This is a genomic window from Xanthomonas codiaei (assembly GCF_002939785.1).
Lineage (GTDB): Bacteria > Pseudomonadota > Gammaproteobacteria > Xanthomonadales > Xanthomonadaceae > Xanthomonas > Xanthomonas codiaei.
Genome location: NZ_MDEC01000008.1, coordinates 58,964 through 75,911 on the forward strand (window position 1 = coordinate 58,964; position 16,948 = coordinate 75,911).

Genomic DNA, 16,948 nt, shown 5'->3' on the forward strand with positions numbered 1-16,948 from the left:
ATGTCATTCAATTTCCGCATCGGCCAGGGCTATGACGTCCATGCGTTCGGTCCTGGCGACCACGTGATGCTCGGCGGCGTGCGTGTGGCGCATAGCCACGGCGTGCTCGCCCACAGCGACGGCGACGTGGTGTTGCACGCGTTGTGCGATGCCATGCTGGGCGCGCTGGCGCTGGGCGACATCGGCCAGCATTTTCCGCCCAGCGATGCGCGCTGGAAGGATGCCGACAGTGCGCAATTCCTGCAGCAGTGCGATCAGTTGCTGCGCGAGCGCGGCTGGCGGGTCGGCAATGCCGATATCACCGTGATCTGCGAGCGACCCAAGGTCGGCCCGCACGCGCTGGCGATGCGCGAACGCATTGCCGGCCTGCTGGCGATCGAACTCGATGCGGTCAGCGTCAAGGCCACCACCAGCGAAAAGCTCGGCTTCACCGGCCGCGGCGAAGGCATCGCGGCACAGGCGGCGGTGCTGCTGGGCAAGATCGCTGCTTGATCCACTCCTGCCTGTCGGCCCCATCCGGCAGGCCAGGCGACATTCCGCGCCGAGCCATCGGCCCACAGCGCACGCTGCGTCGGCGCGAAGGCAAACCACTACATGAGCGAGACCTCCGTTCTTCCACGCGCACACGGCGCAGCGGTGCTGCGTGCGGTCATGCGCAGCACGCCGGAGGACTTCCAGGTGGACGAGCAGCCGGCATTCGAGCCCTCCGGCGAGGGCGAGCATCTGCTGCTCACCATCCGCAAGCGTGGGCAGAACACCGCCTATGTCGCCAAGGCGCTCGCGCGTTGGGCAGGCATCGCCGAGATGGGGGTGAGCTACGCCGGCCTGAAGGATCGCCATGCGGTCACCACGCAGCGTTTCAGCGTGCACCTGCCCAGGCGGGTGGCGCCGGATCTGGCCACGCTCGACGACGCGCAACTGCAGGTGATCGATAGCACCTGGCACAACCGCAAGCTGCAGCGCGGCGCGCTGCTGGGCAATCGCTTCGTGCTGACCCTGCGCGAGGTGCACGGCGAGCGCGAGGCCATCGAGCAACGCCTGCAGGCGATCGCCGCGCGCGGCATTCCCAACTGGTTCGGCGAACAACGCTTCGGCCGCGACGGCGGCAACGTGGCATCGGCGCTGGCGATGTTCGGCCATGTACAGCACGCCGACGGCAGCCTGGCGCCGGCGCCGCCATCGAAACGGCGGCTGCGCAACGACCAGCGCTCGATCCTGCTGTCGGCGGCGCGCTCGGCGCTGTTCAATCGCGTATTGGCCGCGCGCGTGCAGCAGGGCAGTTGGGACGCCGCGCTGGAGGGCGAAGCCTGGATGCTGGATGGCTCGCGCAGCGTATTCGGTCCCGAGCCCTGGAGTGAGGTGCTGGCCGAGCGGCTGGCGCGCTTCGATATCCACCCCAGCGGCCCGTTGTGGGGTGCCGGCGAGCTGCGTTCGACCGGGCAGGCGGCGGCGCTGGAGCAGGGCGCGTTGTCCGATCCGCAATCGGACGTGCTGCGACACGGCCTGGAGGCCGCGGGCTTGAAGCAGGAGCGCCGCGCACTGCGCTTGCGTCCGCAGCAGTTGGAGTATCGCTGGTTGGAGGCGGACAGCCTGCAGATCGAATTCGCACTGCCGCCGGGCTGCTACGCCACCGCGGTGCTGTGGGAGCTGGGCGACGTCAGCGATGCCGGGCGTCTCGATGCCGGCCTGCGTTCCGATGCCTAGGCCTGTCCGGTGGTCGTCGGCGGCCCGGCAAACACGTCATCGTCGTAGGAGCGGACCTGGCCGCGACAGGCCTGCCCGTCAACGCGTCCTTTGCGCAAGCGCATGCCACACCGGCGACCCATCGCCCAATCGGCGCTAACGCCGCGCCAGCAGCACCAGCAACGCACCGGTGCCGCCCTGCGTGGGCGGCGCAGAATGGAACGCCAGCACGTCATTGCGCTGGCGCAGCAAGCGGTCCATCAGGTTCTTCAACACCGGCGCGCCGTTGTCCGATTGCAGACCCTTGCCGTGGATGATGCGCACGCAGCCATGTTCGTGCGCGTGCGCCTCGAGCAGGAACTGGCGCAACAAGGCCTCGGCCTGCGCGGCGCTGGCGCCGTGCAGATCCAGTTCGTCCTGCACCGAGAATTGCCCGCGCTTGAGGCGCTGGAACAGCCGGGCAGGCAGCGTGTCGCGCCGATAGCTGGCGATGTCGCCGGCTTCCAGCGGCGCGCTGTCGCGCAGCAGGCGGGCGAATTCGGTGTGTGCCTGCGCCTCGTCGCGCTCGGCCATGCGCGCGCGCGGCTTCGGCCGCGGCTTGGCATTGGCCGGCGGCGCCACCTCGCGGATCGGCTGGACCGCGCCAATGGCCGCGCGGAACAGCGCGCCCTCGTCTTCGTCTTCGGAATGCGACATGGGTACAGCCTAACCGTTCCAACCCCAGGCGCACGCGAAGATCAAGCGGCAAGCCCGTGGACGCATCCGGTATCATGACCGGGTTTTCCGAGGAGTCCCATGCGCGTACTGGTTAGCAACGACGACGGTGTCGACGCCCCCGGCATCCAGATCCTGGCCGAGGCACTGCGTGGTGCCGGTCATGAAGTGATGGTGGTCGCGCCCGATCGCGACCGCTCCGGCGCCAGCAATTCGCTGACGCTGGATGTTCCCATTCGTACCCGCCGCATCGACGCGCAGACCTGCGCGGTGGCCGGCACGCCGACCGACTGCGTGCATCTGGCGCTCACCGGCATGCTGGATTACGACCCGGATATCGTGGTCTCCGGCATCAACAATTCGGCCAATCTGGGCGACGACGTGATCTATTCCGGCACCGTCTCTGCCGCGATGGAGGGCCGTTTCCTGGGCCTGCCCGCCGTGGCGGTGTCGCTGGTCACGCAGAATCACCAAGCGCACAACTACGAGACCGCCGCACGCGCTGCAGTGGAAATCGTTGCGCGGTTGAAGGCCGATCCGTTGCCGGCCGACACCATCCTCAACGTCAACGTGCCGGATCTGCCCTGGTCGGATGTGCTCGGTTTCGAGGTTACCCGGCTCGGCAACCGCCACCGTTCCGAGCCGTGCGTGCCGCAGCGCGACCCGCGCGGCCGCACCGTGTACTGGATCGGCCCGGCCGGTCCCGAACAGGACGCCGGCGCCGGCACCGATTTCCACGCCGTGCGCACCGGGCGGATTTCGATCACGCCGATCCATGTCGATCTCACCCGCTACCAGGCGCTGGAGACCGTGGCCGGCTGGGTCGGCGGCCTGACCGCCGCGCTGGACGGACCGGCATGACGCCCAGGCTGCGCCTGCAACCGGAGTCGGTGGGGATCGGCATGACCTCGCAACGCGTCCGCGACCGCCTGGTCGAGCGCCTGCGCGAGGCCGGCATCCAGGACGAAGCCACACTCAATGCGATGCGCACCGTGCCGCGGCATTTGTTCATCGATGAAGCGCTGGCCTCGCGCGCCTATGAAGACACCGCGCTGCCGATCGGCCATGGCCAGACCATCTCCCAGCCCTGGGTGGTGGCGCGCATGACCGAAGCGGTGCTGCAGGTGGCGCCGACCAGGGTGCTCGAAGTGGGCACCGGTTCCGGTTACCAGGGCGCGATCCTCGCCGCGCTGGGGCTGGAGGTCTATACGGTCGAGCGCATCGGCGATCTGCTGCGACAGGCGCGCAAGCGCTTCCGTCACCTGGGCATGAATGTGCGCAGCAAGCATGACGATGGCCGCATCGGCTGGCCCGAGCACGGACCCTACGATGCCATCGTGGTCACCGCCGCCGCGCCGGCGCTGGTCGATGCGCTGGTCGATCAGCTGGCGGTCGGCGGTCGGCTGGTCGCACCGGTCGGTGGTGCGTCCTCGCAGTCGCTGGTGCAACTCACCCGCGCTGCCGACGGGGCGATCGAGCAACAGGTTCTGGCCCCGGTCACGTTCGTCCCGCTGTTGTCGGGCATGCTGGATTGACCCCATGAGAGTTCCACGATGAAGATTTTCGGGCCGTTGTACGACGTGGCCATCCGTTGGTCGCGCCACCGCCGCGCACCCGCGCTGCTGACCGGCCTCAGCTTCGTGGAGGGATTCATCTTCCCGGTGCCGCCGGAGGTGATGCTGGCGCCGATGTCGCTGGCCGAGCCCAAACGCTCGCTCTGGTTCGCCACCTTGAGCCTGATCGGTTCGATCTGCGGCGCATTGGTCGGCTATCTATTGGGCCACTTCGCTTTCGCCGCACTGCAGCCGTTGATCGAATGGCTGGGTTGGAGCACGAAGATCCAGGCGCAGATCGAGACCCTGCGCGTGCTGGTGGCCGACTCGCCCTGGAAGGCCTTCTGGGCGTTGGTGCTGGTTGGCTTCACCCCGATCCCGCTGAAGATCTTCACCTGGGCGTCGGGCGTGGTCGGCGTGCCGATCCTGCCGTTCATCGCCAGCATGCTTGTGGGGCGCGGCAAGCGCGTGTACCTGGTGGCCGGTGCCATCCGCCTGGGTGGCGCGCGGGCCGAGGCCGCCTTGCACAGGTGGATCGAGCCGCTGGGCTGGGTGGCGATGGCGGTGCTCGCGGCCGGCGCAGGCTGGCTGGTATGGAAGACAACGAACGGATGAGCAAGACGCAGATGAATTCGGTACGCAAGACAGCAGTCATGCTCATGGTCGCCATCGGGCTGACCGCCTGCAGCAGTGCCACGGTGGTGCGTTCGCCCGGTGCCGGCGGCGGTTCCGGGTCGTCGCGCCCTGCGGCGCCGCCGCGGCCGTCGGTACCGCGCCCCGGTGCCACCGTCACCGTGCAGCGCGGCGACACCCTGTATGCGATCTCGCGCCGGACCAATATCACGGCCGCCGACCTGGCCACCTGGAACGGCCTGTCGTCTCCGAACACGATCTATCCGGGGCAGACCCTCAAGCTGTATCCCGGCGGGGCGAGCAAGCCCGGCAGCAATGCCCCGGTGGCTGGCGGTACCGTAGTCCCGGCGCGTCCGGCCGCACCGGTCGCCGCGCCGGTCAGCAGCGGTTTTTCATGGCGCTGGCCTGCCGATGGCGTGGTGGTCGGTACGTTCGTGAGCGGCGAGACCACCAAGCAGGGTGTGGATATCGCCGGCACCAGCGGCCAAGCCGTGCGTGCGGCCGCCGATGGTGTCGTGGTCTATTCCGGCGCCGGCCTGGTCGGCTATGGCGAACTGATCATCATCAAGCACAACGACCAGTGGCTGTCGGCCTACGGCCACAACCGCAAGCGCTTGCTCAACGAGGGCCAGAACGTCAAGGCCGGCCAGCAGATCGCCGAAATGGGCCGCAGCGGCGCCGCGCGCGACATGCTGCACTTCGAGATTCGCTACAACGGCAAGCCGGTGGATCCGTTGCTGTATTTGCCCAAGAAGTGATTCGGGAATGGGGATTCGGGATTCGGGATTCGAAATTTGGGATTCGCAACAGCGCCTGGGCGGGCGCCCTGCGCGGGGTGTGACGTTCGATCGCTCGGTGGTCGTCAGCTGCAGCGCGTCATCGGCGAGTCGGCCTGGCAGCACGCGCAAGCGCGAAACACTGCAGTAGTCCGCTCCTGCGAATCCCCAATCCCGACGCCCTAATCCCGCCCTTCCAGAATCATCGCCAGCGCCACCCGGCGGCCTTCGCTGGCCAGCACGTTGTAGGTGCGGGCGGCTGCGGCGTTGGTCATCGCTTCCAGGCCGATGCCGCGGGTCAGGCAGGCGGCCAGGACCTGGGCATTGGGAAATTGCTGGCGGTCGCCAGTGCCCAGCAGGATCACGGCCGGGGCCAGCGCCAGGACCGCGTCCATGTGGCTGGCCTGCAGGTGCGCCAGATCCTGCACCGGCCAATGGTCGACCAGTTCGTCCGGCATCAGCACGAAGCTGCGTTGCAGGATCTGCTCGTTCACCTTGGCATGGCGGCCATCGGCCGCGCGCAAGGCGTAGGTGTAATCGGGGTGTTCCTGGCTCAAAGGCATGAAGGCACTCGCAGGTTCAACCGCGCGGCAGCACGATCTGGCGCTTTTCCTTGCTGGGGCGGTACAGGATGGCGATGTGGCCGATCCGCTGTACCAGGGCGCTGCCGGTCTGTTCGACCAGTTCGGCGATCAATGCATCGCGGGTCTCACGGTCCTCGGAAGCCACCTTCACCTTGATCAGTTCGTGGCGCTCGAGCACTTCCTCGAGTTCGGCCAGGAATGCCGGCGTGACGCCCTTGCCGCCGGTCTGCAGCAGCGCCTTGAGGTCGTGGGCCTGGCCGCGCAGGAAACGGGTCTGGGCGGAGGTGAGAACGATGGACATGCAGGATCGAAGGGCAGCAAAGGGTGTTCAGGGTATCATGGCGGCCCGTTCGGACCCCTTTGCCAATGCCTTCCCGCAGTAAAAGCAGCCAGCGCTGGCTCAAGGAACATTTCGCCGACCCTTACGTCAAGAAGGCCCAGGCCGAGGGCATGCGCTCGCGCGCGGCCTACAAGCTGGAGGAGTTGCTGCAGCGCGACCGCCTGCTCAAGCCCGGCATGGTCGTGGTGGACCTCGGCGCCGCGCCGGGCGGCTGGTCGCAGCAGGTGCGCAAGTCCATGGGCGACAGCGGCCGGGTGGTGGCCTTGGACATCCTGGAGATGCCCGCCCTGGCCGGCGTGGAGTTCCTTCACGGCGACTTCAGGGAGCAAGCCGTCCTATCGCAGTTCGAAGCGCTGCTGGGCGATGTGCCGGTGGACCTTGTGCTGTCGGATATGGCCCCCAATAAGAGTGGCATGGATGCGGTCGACCAACCGCGGATGATGCACCTGGCGGAACTGGCGATGGACTTTGCCGACTCCCACCTCAAACCGGGTGGGGCGTTCCTGATCAAGCTGTTCCAGGGTGTGGGGTCCGACGACTACATTCGCGAGCTTCGCCGCCGCTATGACAAGGTGACGATCCGCAAGCCGGCGGCCTCGCGCAAGCGCTCCCCGGAAGTTTATGCACTCGGTCAGGGCAAGCGTGTCCAGATCAAGTAAGCTGGCAGTGACCACCGTGTTTCAAGAATTAAAGAGTAGAGGGCACCGGAGCCAATGAGGATGAACGACTTGACCAAGAATCTGCTGCTGTGGGTGGTCGTCGCGGTTGTGCTGATGGTCGTCTTCCAGAGCTTCTCGCCGCGGATGGCGGGCGGTGTCGGTGTCGACTCGATCACCTATACCCAGTTCCTGAAGGAAGTGGATTCCGGGCGCGTCAAGTCGGTGGATTACACCGACGAGACCAACCTGGCCGTCAACGCGATCCGCTTCAAGCGCACCGACGGCAGCGAAGCCACCGTCTACGGTCCGCGCGACGACAAGCTGGTCGACGTGCTCTACAGCAAGAACATCGAAATGACCCGGCAGAAGCCCTCGACCGGCCCCGGGTTCTGGTCGCTGGTGCTGAATTTCCTGCCGGTCATCCTGATCATCGGCTTCTGGCTGTTCATCATGCGCCAGATGCAGGGCGGCGGTGGCGGCGCCAAGGGCGCGATGAGCTTTGGCAAGTCGCGCGCCAAGCTGCAGGGCGAGGACCAGGTCAAGATCACCTTCGCCGACGTCGCCGGCTGCGACGAGGCCAAGGAAGAAGTGGGCGAGCTGGTCGAATTCCTGCGTGACCCGACCAAGTTCACCAAGCTGGGCGGCAAGATCCCGCGCGGCGTGCTGATGGTAGGTCCGCCGGGTACCGGCAAGACCTTGCTCGCCAAGGCGATCGCCGGCGAGGCCAAGGTGCCGTTCTTCAGCATTTCCGGTTCGGATTTCGTGGAAATGTTCGTCGGCGTCGGCGCCAGCCGCGTGCGCGACATGTTCGAGCAGGCCAAGAAACATGCGCCTTGCATCATCTTCATCGACGAAATCGATGCGGTGGGCCGTCACCGCGGTGCCGGCCTGGGCGGCGGTCATGACGAGCGCGAGCAGACCCTGAACCAGTTGCTGGTCGAAATGGACGGCTTCGAGGGTGGCGAAGGCGTGATCGTGATCGCCGCGACCAACCGTCCGGACGTGCTGGACCCGGCGCTGCTGCGTCCGGGCCGCTTCGACCGCCAGGTCGTGGTGGGCCTGCCGGACGTCAAGGGACGCGAGCAGATCCTGCGCGTGCACATGCGCAAGCTGCCGCTGGCCGACGACGTGGCGCCGATGTTCATTGCGCGTGGGACGCCTGGCTTCTCGGGTGCGGACCTGGCCAATCTCTGCAACGAGGCGGCGCTGTTCGCCGCGCGCGAGGCGGTCAAGGAAGTGCGGATGGATCATTTCGATCGCGCACGCGACAAGATCCTGATGGGCGCCGAGCGTCGTTCGATGGCGATGAGCGAAGAAGAAAAGACCAACACCGCCTATCACGAAGCCGGCCACGCCATCATCGGCCGCCTGGTCCCGGATCACGATCCGGTCTACAAGGTGACCATCATCCCGCGCGGGCGTGCGCTGGGCGTCACCCAGTTCCTGCCCGAGGGCGATCGCTACAGCTCCACCCGCGAGAGCCTGCATAGCCGTCTGGCCACGCTGTACGGCGGACGCGTTGCCGAAGAGCTGATCTTCGGCGCGGACAAGGTGACCACGGGCGCCTCCAACGACATCGAGCGCGCCACCAAGATGGCACGCAACATGGTCACCAAGTGGGGCTTGTCCGATGAGCTCGGTCCGATCGCCTATGGCGAGGAAGAGGACGAGGTATTCCTGGGGCGTTCGGTGACGCAGCACAAGAGCGTGTCCGATGAAACCGCACGCAAGATCGACGATGTGGTGCGCGACATCCTGGATGGTGCCTACAACCGCGCCAAGACCATCCTGACCGAGAACATCGACAAGCTGCATGTGATGGCCAAGCTGCTGCTGGAGTACGAAACCATCGACGTGCCGCAGATCGACGCCATCATGGAAGGCCGCGACCCGCCGCCGCCGGCCGGTTGGGGCAAGTCGGACAAGGACGGTGGCAACAACAACGACAAGGGCAGCCCGCGTCCGTTGCCGCCGATCGCAGGTCCCGCCGAGCAGCTATAAGCTGCCGCTGACCAGCGTGACGTAACAAGCGTCGGGGCCAGGAAGCGATTCCTGGCCCCGATGCGTTGCAGCGTCAGGCAATGTGGGAACGTCTGCGGGAAGGGCGGCAATACGCATACCGTGTTGGTGGTGCGCAGGCTGTGGTAACCGGATAGGCACGCGCGGTTGCGCAAGATGCCAGATGCCACGCGCTGCGCGACAATGGCCGACACGCTGGCCGCCCGCCGCAGCGCTGGCCGGCTGCGATGACACGACACGGCGGCCGTTGCCGTCGCCATCGCTGCAGTACGCTCATGCAAGAGCGGCGTGCCCATGACCTCGTACCACCGATGCAGGAGCTTCCCGATGTTCGACACCGCCCTCAAACTGGATTGCGCCGGTCGCAGCCTGCGACTGGATGCGCCGCAGGTGATGGGCATCGTCAATGTCACGCCCGACTCGTTCTCCGACGGCGGCCAGCACGCGACTTGCGATGCGGCAATCGCCCATGGCCTGCGGTTGGTGGAGCAGGGCGCGGCGGTACTGGATATCGGCGGCGAATCCACCCGTCCCGGAGCAGCGCCAGTGTCGCTGGACGAGGAGCTGCAGCGCGTGATTCCGGTGATCCAGGCGCTGGCGCATCAGACGACGGCGCCGATCAGCGTCGATACGTTCAAACCGGAGGTCATGCGGGCGGCCGTCGCGGCTGGTGCCGGCATGATCAACGATGTGCATGCGCTGCGGTCGCCGGGCGCATTGCAGGCGGTGGCAGAGTTGCAGGTGCCGGTGGTGTTGATGCATGCGCGCAACGCGCCGCATGCGATGGAGCAGGCCCCGCACTACGACGACGTGGTGGGGGAGGTGCATCGTTTCCTCGCCGAGCGCATCTTCGCCGCGGAAATGGCAGGGATCGACAAGCGTCGGCTGCTGCTCGACCCCGGCTTCGGTTTCGACAAGACCACCGCACACAATCTCACCGTGCTGGCGCAACTGCAGCGCCTGCAGGAGTTCGGTTTGCCGGTGCTGGCGGGGCTATCGCGCAAGCGCAGCATCGGTGAGGTGACCGGCCGCGAAGTGGCCGCCGAGCGGGTACACGGTTCGGTGGCCGCGCATCTGATCGCCGCCCAGCACGGCGCGCTGGTGTTGCGCGTGCATGACGTGGCCGCGACCGTGGACGCGCTGAAGGTCTGGAGCGCGGTCGCTGCGATCCCGGTGCCACGGGTGACAGCGCCGGCTGCGCCGACGATCCGCTGGCCGGACGAGGACTGATGCCAGCGGACCGCCGCCCGCTGGCGATCGCGCTGATGGGCCCTACCGCCAGCGGCAAGACCGCGCTGGCGGTGGAGGCGGCGCAGCGCTGGAATGGCGAGATCGTCAGCGTCGATTCGGCGCTGGTCTATCGCGGGCTGGATATCGGTGCGGCCAAGCCGGACGCGGCAATGCGCGCGGCGGTGCCGCACCATCTGATCGATCTGCGCGATCCCTGGCAGACCTATTCGGCCGCCGAGTTCGCCAGCGATGCGCGGCGCGCGATCGACGACATCCTTGCGCGCGGCAAGCTGCCGATCCTGGCTGGCGGCACCGGGCTGTATTTCCGCGCGCTGCTGGAGGGCCTGTCGCAATTGCCCCAGGCCGATCCGGCGGTGCGCGCGGCGATTGCAGCGCAGGCCGAGCAGCTCGGATGGGCCGCCCTGCATGCGCAGCTGGCACGGATCGATCCTGTTGCCGCGGCGCGCATTCATGCCACCGACCCGCAACGCATCCAGCGCGCACTGGAGGTGCATCGCATCAGCGGCCGGCCGCTCAGCTACTGGCAGAGCCTGCCGGCGCCGCCACGGTTGCCGGTGCGGGTGCTGAAGCTGATTCTGGCCCCGCGCGAGCGGGCGGTACTGCATGCGCGGATTGCGCAGCGGCTGGAGCAGATGCTGGCGCAGGGTTTTCTCGGCGAAGTGGAAGCGTTGCGGGCGCTGCCGCAGATGCGTGCGGTGGCCGCACCGCTGGATCTGCCGGCAGTGCGCGCGGTGGGCTACCGCCAGGCCTGGGAGTATCTGGACGGCGCCGGCAGCCTGGCGGAGTTTGGCGACAAGGCGGTGCAGGCGACCCGGCAACTGGCCAAGCGGCAGCTCACCTGGCTGCGTGGCGAGCTCGACGCGCGCTGGTTCGACCCGGAGCGTGACCGACATCAATTGGAGGACGCACTTGTCGGCTTCCTCGCCCATTGTCCCCCTGTACGGCAGGCTTCAGGCGTGTAACATCCCGTTTCCGGGACCGGCTGGGGATGGCAGGTGTCGACCGGGACAATAAGAACAATAATGAACAGGAGTTTTCGATGGCTAAGGGGCAATCTTTACAGGACCCGTTCCTCAATGCGCTGCGGCGCGAGCGGGTGCCGGTGTCTGTGTATCTGGTCAACGGCATCAAGCTGCAGGGCACGATCGAGTCGTTCGACCAGTTCGTGGTCCTGCTGCGCAACACCGTGAGTCAGATGGTCTACAAGCACGCCATTTCCACGGTCGTGCCGGCGCGCAACGTGCGTGTGGGGCCGGGTGGCGGGTATGTGCAATCCAATGAAGGCAATCAGGCGGAAGATGACGACGTCGAGCAGTAATGGAGTAGTGCGTGTTTGATCGCTCACGCAAGGGTGAACACGCGTTGTTGATTCAGACCCACTCCGGTGGGCCTGCCGAAGAAGATGTGCTGGAGGAGTTCGCCGACCTCGCAAAGTCGGCGGGCGCCACGGTGGCGGCGACGCTCACCGCGCGCATCGACAAACCCAGCCCGTCGACCCTGATCGGCAGTGGCAAGCTGGAAGAGGTCAAGGCGGCCGCCGAGGCCACCGGCGCGGATCTGGTGCTGGTCAACCACACCTTGTCGCCCGGCCAGGAACGCAACCTGGAGCGCTATCTGGAGCGGCGCGTGATCGACCGCACCGGGCTGATCCTGGACATCTTCGCGCAGCGTGCGCGCAGCCACGAAGGCAAGTTGCAGGTGGAACTGGCGCAGCTGCGGCATATGGCCACCCGGCTGGTGCGCGGCTGGACCCACCTCGAGCGCCAGCGCGGCGGTGCGATCGGCCTGCGCGGCCCTGGCGAAACCCAGCTGGAAACCGACCGCCGTCTGCTGCAGAAGCGGGTGGAGCAGTTGCAGAAACGGCTGGAAAAGGTCGAGGTGCAGCGCAACCAGATGCGCCGCGCGCGGCTGCGCAGCGAGCTGCCGCGCATTGCGCTGGTTGGCTATACCAATGCCGGCAAGTCCACGCTGTTCAATGCGTTGACCGGCGCCGATGCGTACGCGGCCGACCAGTTGTTCGCCACGCTCGATCCCACCGTGCGGCGCATCGCCTTGCCGGGAGGCAGCGCGATCCTGGCCGATACGGTCGGCTTCGTGCGCGATCTGCCGCACGAACTGGTGGCCGCGTTCCGTTCGACCCTGTCCGAGGCGCGCGAGGCCGATCTGCTGCTGCATATCGTCGACGCCGCCGACCCGCTGCGCGAAGAACGCATCCTGCAGGTGGACGAGGTGTTGCATGCCGTAGGTGCCGGCGATCTGCCGCAGCTGCTGGTGTTCAACAAGATCGACAGGATCGAAGGTGCGCAAGTGCGCCACGACGCCCAGGACGGCATTCCCGATCCGGCGCGCCGCGAGCGCGTATGGATTTCCGCGCGCGATGGCCGCGGGCTGGAAGAACTGCAACACGCGCTCGGCCAGCGCCTGGATCTGCGCCATGTGACCGGGCAACTGCGGCTGCCGCCCTCGGCCGGCCGCCTGCGCTCCAAGCTGCATCAGCTGGAAGTGGTACGCGGCGAGCAGGTCGACGAAGACGGCTGGCTGCTCGAGGTCGATCTGCCGATGGTCGAGGCCGAGCGTCTGGCCGCCGGCGACGACGGTGCGCCCCTGCGGGCGATGTTGCCGGATCGCCGCGAAGACTGGGAAACCTGATCCCCGCGCCCGTCCGGCCTGCCGGGCGGTGGACAGCAACCGGCCAACCAATGGCCTGCTGTGCCGGGTGTGGTGGAACGCACGCCGCATCCGGCCGGTCGTGTGCTTCACCACGCAAGGGCGGGGCGATCGCCAGCGACATGGCCTGCCACCGCGCTGCCCTGCGCAAGCTCGAAGGCGATGCGGTGCGCGTCAGGAAACGCCATCGACGCCAGGCAGCGAGCAGCCGATCGTGGAGCGGTGATGCATGCACAGCGTGCAGCTGCATGCCATGCCACCTGCTGCGGCAAATCAGCGGTGGCCGCGCATCGTGGGCACGCGTGGGCAATCTGCAACCGTCGTCCAGCCGATGGTAACGACAGGCGTGCGGCCGATCATCGGGCGCACGGTGCGGGGAGACAGCACGCACAAATTCGGATAAAAGTGATCGCTGCCCATGCCTGATCCCCGCAATGACGTCTCCCACTGATCACGATCTGCTGCAGCTTGCCCAATCCCTGAGCGCGCAGTTGCGCGCGGCGCGCGAGCGTCTGGTGACCGCGGAAAGCTGTACCGGTGGCTGGATCGCCAAGGCCATGACCGATATCGCCGGTTCCTCGGACTGGTTCGATTGCGGCATGGTGGCCTACAGCTATGAGGCGAAACAGGCCCTGCTGCGGGTGCGTCCGCAGACCCTGGAAGTCCATGGCGCAGTCAGTCGGGAAACGGTGATCGAAATGGTGTCCGGCGCCCTGGTGACCTCCGGCGGCAGCATCGCGGTGGCGGTGACCGGCATCGCCGGCCCGGGCGGCGGTAGCGAGGACAAGCCGGTGGGTACGGTCTGGATCGGCTGGAAGCGGCGCGGCGGTTACGCATCCGCACAGTTGTTCCGGTTCGACGGCGATCGTGATGCCGTGCGTCGTCAGACGGTGGTGGCTGCGCTCCACGGGTTGAGCGCGCTGCTTCAGATGTAACTGCTGCGGCTGCTTGGCGACGGCTGGATGTGGTCGCAAGCACATCGACTCGTACTGTGATGAGCCGGTCCGGCGCATGGTTTGCATGCGCATTGGCGCGCGGTCGGGTTCGCCACGCGCACGGCGCATTCGGTTCGTTGCATATGACGCGCTGCGCAATTGAACGATGATGGAGCTTCGTGTGCGCATGCAGGGTCGGTGGCACTGCCTTGTTCGCGCCTTCGCCGGGGGAAACGCATGAATCTGCAGCAGCAACCTCGCGCCGCATTGGCGCTCGCCTTGCTCATGGCGCTGCCTGCGCCTTGTCTCCATGCGCAGGTCGCCTCGTCCGCGGAGCAGTCAACTACGGTGCCCTCCGAACCTGCCACCTTGGCGGCGCTCAGGGTCACCGCACAAAAGCGCGAGGAAGCGCTACAGAACGTCCCTGTCGTGGTATCGGTGTTGCCCGAGCAGCTGCTGCAGGACAGTGGCGTGCATGACATCAAGGAACTTCAGGTACTGGTGCCTGGCCTGATCGTCACCAGTTCGCAAAGTGCGGCGCAGACCACCGCGCGCATTCGCGGGATCGGCACGGTGGGCGACAACGCCGGGCTGGAATCGTCGGTGGGTGTAGTCATCGATGGTGTCGCGCGTGCGCGCAATGGCGTGGGCTTCGCCGATCTGGGCGAGCTGGAACGCATCGAGGTGCTGAAGGGGCCGCAAGGCACGGTGTTCGGCAAAAATACCTCGGCCGGCGTCATCAACGTGGTCACGCGCCGGCCCAGTTTCACCCGCAGCGCCGATGCCGAGGTCACGGCCGGCAACTTCGGCGCGCTGGGAGTGGCCGCTGCGTTCAACGACGCCCTGAGCGACAGCGCTGCGTTGCGTGCCTATGCCGCCAGACGGCAGCGCGACGGCTTCGAACAGGTGGTGACCGGCGCCGGCCCGCGCACGGCCACCGATGACGGCGACCAGAACCTGCGCACCGCACGCGTGCAGTTGTTGTGGGAGCCGAGCGCCGATCTGCAGATCAACCTTGCCGCCGATGCCACCAGCCGCAAGGAAAACTGCTGCGGCACCGTGACCACCGAGCGTGGCCCCACCGCCGCCCTGATCGATGCGCTGGCGCCGGGCGGGCAGGGTACGAGTCCGCGTGCCGAGCCGCAACGCCGGCGTGCCTACAGCAACCGCAGCACGGCGCAGGACATTCACGACAAGGGAGTGTCGGCGCAAGTCGATTGGACCACGCCCTGGCTCGAAGATGCGGTGCTGACCTCGATCACCGCACTACGCGACTGGAAGTCGGTCAACGGCCTGGACTTCGACTATGGCGCGGCCGACATCTTGTATCGCGACGCGCGCGAGGATGAAATGCTCACGAAGTTCAGGACCTTCAGCCAGGAACTGCGCTTTGCCGGTTCCACCGAACGCGTGGACTGGCTGGTGGGCGCGTTCTATGCCGATGAAACCCTGCATCGCAACGAGTCCTACCGCTTCGGTGACGCGTACGAACCGTATCTCTCCAGCGTGCTGCTGGCGCGCATCAATCCGGCCTTGACCGCACGTGCCGATGCGCCGCGTTTTCTCGCCGACGTCACCGGGCTGCCGACGGGAAGCCTGTTTCGCGGCCAGGGCAGCCAGGACCGTTTCCGTCAGGACGGTACCAGCGCGGCGCTGTTCACCAACAACACCTGGCACGCTACCGACGCGCTGGATGTGGTGGTCGGCCTGCGCTACACCTACGAACACAAGGCGCTGCGATCGGCCTTCGCCAACCCCGATGGCAGCCCTGCCTGCGCCCGCTACTTTTCTCCGAAGGGGCAGGTCGACCCGGCGGCCGTGCGGCGCATCGGCGCGGCGCTCACCTCGCGTGGCGTACCTGCGGCCGCCGTGCCGGCCATCGCACCGCAAGTCATCGGTTTCACCTGTCTGCCCTGGGCCAACATCGCTCACGCCGGTCGCCTGACCGAGCAGCGCCGTACCGAGCGCGAGTGGTCCGGCACCGCCAAGCTGGCGTATCGCTGGAACGAGGCGCTGATGACATACGTCTCGGCAGCGCGTGGCTACAAGGCCGGTGGATTCAACCTGGATCGCGTGCAATCGTCCGATGGCCTGTCCAGCGGTGTGCAGGGCATCGTGCCGGTGGACGACACCTCGTTCCCGGGCGAGTTCGTCGACAGCTATGAGCTCGGCGCCAAGAGCACCTGGCTGGGCGGCAACCTGTTGTTGAACGCGACGCTGTTCTACCAGGACTTCAGCGATTTCCAGCTCAACAACTTCCTCGGCACCAGCTTCGTGGTGCGCTCCATTCCCACCGTGGTGTCGCGGGGCATCGACACCGAGGTTCTGTGGCAGGGCGCACTTCCCGGGCTGATGCTGCAAGGCGGGCTCAGCTATGCGGACACCACCTATGGCAACGACCCGCTGCCGGATGCGGAGCTTGCACTGTTGCCAGGCAGTCGCCTGAGTTTTGCGCCGCGTTGGTCGGCCAACCTGTCGGCGACCTACGAACACGCGATAGGCAGCCGATTGACCGGCCGTGTCAATATCGGCGCCAAATACACCTCCGAATACAACGCCGGTTCGGATCTTGATCCGCAGAAGGCACAACCGGGCTACACCTTGCTCAACGCGCGCGTGGGCATCGGGGCCACCGACAAACGCTGGCTGCTGGAGGCATGGGCGGAAAATCTGGGCAACGAGACCTATCGGCAGATCGTCATCGACACGCCGTTGCAGGCCGGCTCGTGGAATGCATTCCTGGGTGCGCCGCGTACCTACGGGCTGACGTTGCGCTTGCGCTACTGAGCCGTGCTGCCACCTGCGTGCAACGGCACGGCGCCAGCATGCAGCCCACTGCGCGCTGAGTACCGATCGGTCCGGGGCGCGACATTGGCGGATGGATCGGCTACAAACAAGGTCTCATTGCCAACGCTGCGTGCCGATGTTTTCGTTTCCTGCTGCAGTGCCCGACGCCTTGCCGCCTCCTGTTCTGCATGAGCGGCCAGGTGCGCGGATCGGTTGGTCTGCATCGCCTGTCCAGGCTGCGATGGCGCAAACGGACGACCGTCATGGCCCGGTCTTGCGCCTGCGCGATGCGTGCGCATCTGTCCGGATGCGGCGGTTCGCTCATGGCATCTCGCGGCGGTGCCGGC

Annotated in this window: 17 protein-coding genes; 14 read left to right on the forward strand and 3 right to left on the reverse strand. The window is 66.9% G+C overall.

What is annotated here, in order from left to right; translation table 11 throughout:
* The gene (gene ispF, locus XcodCFBP4690_RS07800) at window positions 1-492 is read left to right on the forward strand and encodes a 2-C-methyl-D-erythritol 2,4-cyclodiphosphate synthase (protein ID WP_104540422.1); all 492 of its coding nucleotides are present in this window, start codon (window positions 1-3) and stop codon (window positions 490-492) included.
* A gap of 102 nt (window positions 493-594) precedes the next feature.
* The gene (gene truD, locus XcodCFBP4690_RS07805) at window positions 595-1,704 is read left to right on the forward strand and encodes a tRNA pseudouridine(13) synthase TruD (protein ID WP_104540423.1); all 1,110 of its coding nucleotides are present in this window, start codon (window positions 595-597) and stop codon (window positions 1,702-1,704) included.
* A 135-nt stretch (window positions 1,705-1,839) separates the two neighbouring features.
* Here truD and XcodCFBP4690_RS07810 read toward each other — a convergent pair whose 3' ends face one another.
* On the reverse strand, window positions 1,840-2,379 hold the full coding sequence (locus XcodCFBP4690_RS07810) for a Smr/MutS family protein (protein ID WP_104540424.1): 540 nt from the start codon (window positions 2,377-2,379) through the stop codon (window positions 1,840-1,842).
* Between the two features lie 99 nt (window positions 2,380-2,478).
* Here XcodCFBP4690_RS07810 and surE point away from each other — a divergent pair, with 99 nt between their 5' ends.
* The 4 genes from surE to XcodCFBP4690_RS07830 are packed head-to-tail and all read left to right on the forward strand — an operon-like array spanning window position 2,479 to window position 5,341.
* Window positions 2,479-3,258: a 5'/3'-nucleotidase SurE gene (gene surE, locus XcodCFBP4690_RS07815; protein ID WP_104540425.1), complete on the forward strand. Its 780-nt coding sequence runs from the start codon at window positions 2,479-2,481 to the stop codon at window positions 3,256-3,258.
* A complete protein-coding gene (locus XcodCFBP4690_RS07820) occupies window positions 3,255-3,932 on the forward strand; it encodes a protein-L-isoaspartate(D-aspartate) O-methyltransferase (protein ID WP_104540426.1) in 678 nt (225 codons plus the stop codon). Before surE ends, XcodCFBP4690_RS07820 begins: the two co-directional genes overlap by 4 nt.
* Before the next feature lie 18 nt (window positions 3,933-3,950).
* On the forward strand, window positions 3,951-4,565 hold the full coding sequence (locus tag XcodCFBP4690_RS07825) for a YqaA family protein (protein ID WP_104540427.1): 615 nt from the start codon (window positions 3,951-3,953) through the stop codon (window positions 4,563-4,565).
* A complete protein-coding gene (locus XcodCFBP4690_RS07830; protein WP_167394525.1) occupies window positions 4,562-5,341 on the forward strand; it encodes a peptidoglycan DD-metalloendopeptidase family protein in 780 nt (259 codons plus the stop codon). Before XcodCFBP4690_RS07825 ends, XcodCFBP4690_RS07830 begins: the two co-directional genes overlap by 4 nt.
* A gap of 200 nt (window positions 5,342-5,541) precedes the next feature.
* Here the strand turns inward: XcodCFBP4690_RS07830 and XcodCFBP4690_RS07835 are convergent, their stop codons facing one another.
* Together XcodCFBP4690_RS07835 and yhbY are read right to left on the reverse strand one after the other, a co-directional pair.
* Window positions 5,542-5,922, reverse strand: a complete 381-nt coding sequence (locus XcodCFBP4690_RS07835) for an Mth938-like domain-containing protein (protein WP_104540429.1) — start codon at window positions 5,920-5,922, stop codon at window positions 5,542-5,544.
* A 16-nt stretch (window positions 5,923-5,938) separates the two neighbouring features.
* On the reverse strand, window positions 5,939-6,244 hold the full coding sequence (gene yhbY, locus XcodCFBP4690_RS07840) for a ribosome assembly RNA-binding protein YhbY (protein WP_104540430.1): 306 nt from the start codon (window positions 6,242-6,244) through the stop codon (window positions 5,939-5,941).
* Window positions 6,245-6,309: 65 nt separating this feature from the next.
* Between yhbY and rlmE the strand changes: the two genes are divergently transcribed.
* From rlmE to XcodCFBP4690_RS07880, 8 genes are all read left to right on the forward strand, one after another.
* Window positions 6,310-6,942 carry a 23S rRNA (uridine(2552)-2'-O)-methyltransferase RlmE gene (gene rlmE, locus XcodCFBP4690_RS07845; protein ID WP_104540431.1) on the forward strand — a complete coding sequence of 211 codons (633 nt, stop codon included), beginning with the start codon at window positions 6,310-6,312 and terminating at the stop codon, window positions 6,940-6,942.
* 60 nt (window positions 6,943-7,002) lie between these two features.
* A complete protein-coding gene (gene ftsH, locus XcodCFBP4690_RS07850; protein WP_167394516.1) occupies window positions 7,003-8,943 on the forward strand; it encodes an ATP-dependent zinc metalloprotease FtsH in 1,941 nt (646 codons plus the stop codon).
* 345 nt (window positions 8,944-9,288) lie between these two features.
* Window positions 9,289-10,191, forward strand: a complete 903-nt coding sequence (gene folP / locus XcodCFBP4690_RS07855; protein WP_104540433.1) for a dihydropteroate synthase — start codon at window positions 9,289-9,291, stop codon at window positions 10,189-10,191.
* Window positions 10,191-11,174 carry a tRNA (adenosine(37)-N6)-dimethylallyltransferase MiaA gene (gene miaA / locus XcodCFBP4690_RS07860; protein ID WP_104540434.1) on the forward strand — a complete coding sequence of 328 codons (984 nt, stop codon included), beginning with the start codon at window positions 10,191-10,193 and terminating at the stop codon, window positions 11,172-11,174. The genes folP and miaA overlap by 1 nt, the downstream gene beginning before the upstream one ends.
* Window positions 11,175-11,251: 77 nt before the next feature.
* On the forward strand, window positions 11,252-11,530 hold the full coding sequence (gene hfq / locus XcodCFBP4690_RS07865) for an RNA chaperone Hfq (RefSeq protein ID WP_005915027.1): 279 nt from the start codon (window positions 11,252-11,254) through the stop codon (window positions 11,528-11,530).
* Window positions 11,531-11,541: 11 nt separating this feature from the next.
* Window positions 11,542-12,861, forward strand: coding sequence for a ribosome rescue GTPase HflX (gene hflX / locus XcodCFBP4690_RS07870; protein ID WP_104540435.1), 1,320 nt, complete (start codon window positions 11,542-11,544; stop codon window positions 12,859-12,861).
* Between the two features lie 452 nt (window positions 12,862-13,313).
* Complete coding sequence (locus XcodCFBP4690_RS07875) at window positions 13,314-13,814, forward strand: CinA family protein (RefSeq protein WP_104540436.1); 501 nt, start codon at window positions 13,314-13,316, stop codon at window positions 13,812-13,814.
* A 237-nt stretch (window positions 13,815-14,051) separates the two neighbouring features.
* Complete coding sequence (locus XcodCFBP4690_RS07880) at window positions 14,052-16,601, forward strand: TonB-dependent receptor (protein ID WP_104540437.1); 2,550 nt, start codon at window positions 14,052-14,054, stop codon at window positions 16,599-16,601.
* Window positions 16,602-16,948: the final 347 nt, after the last annotated feature.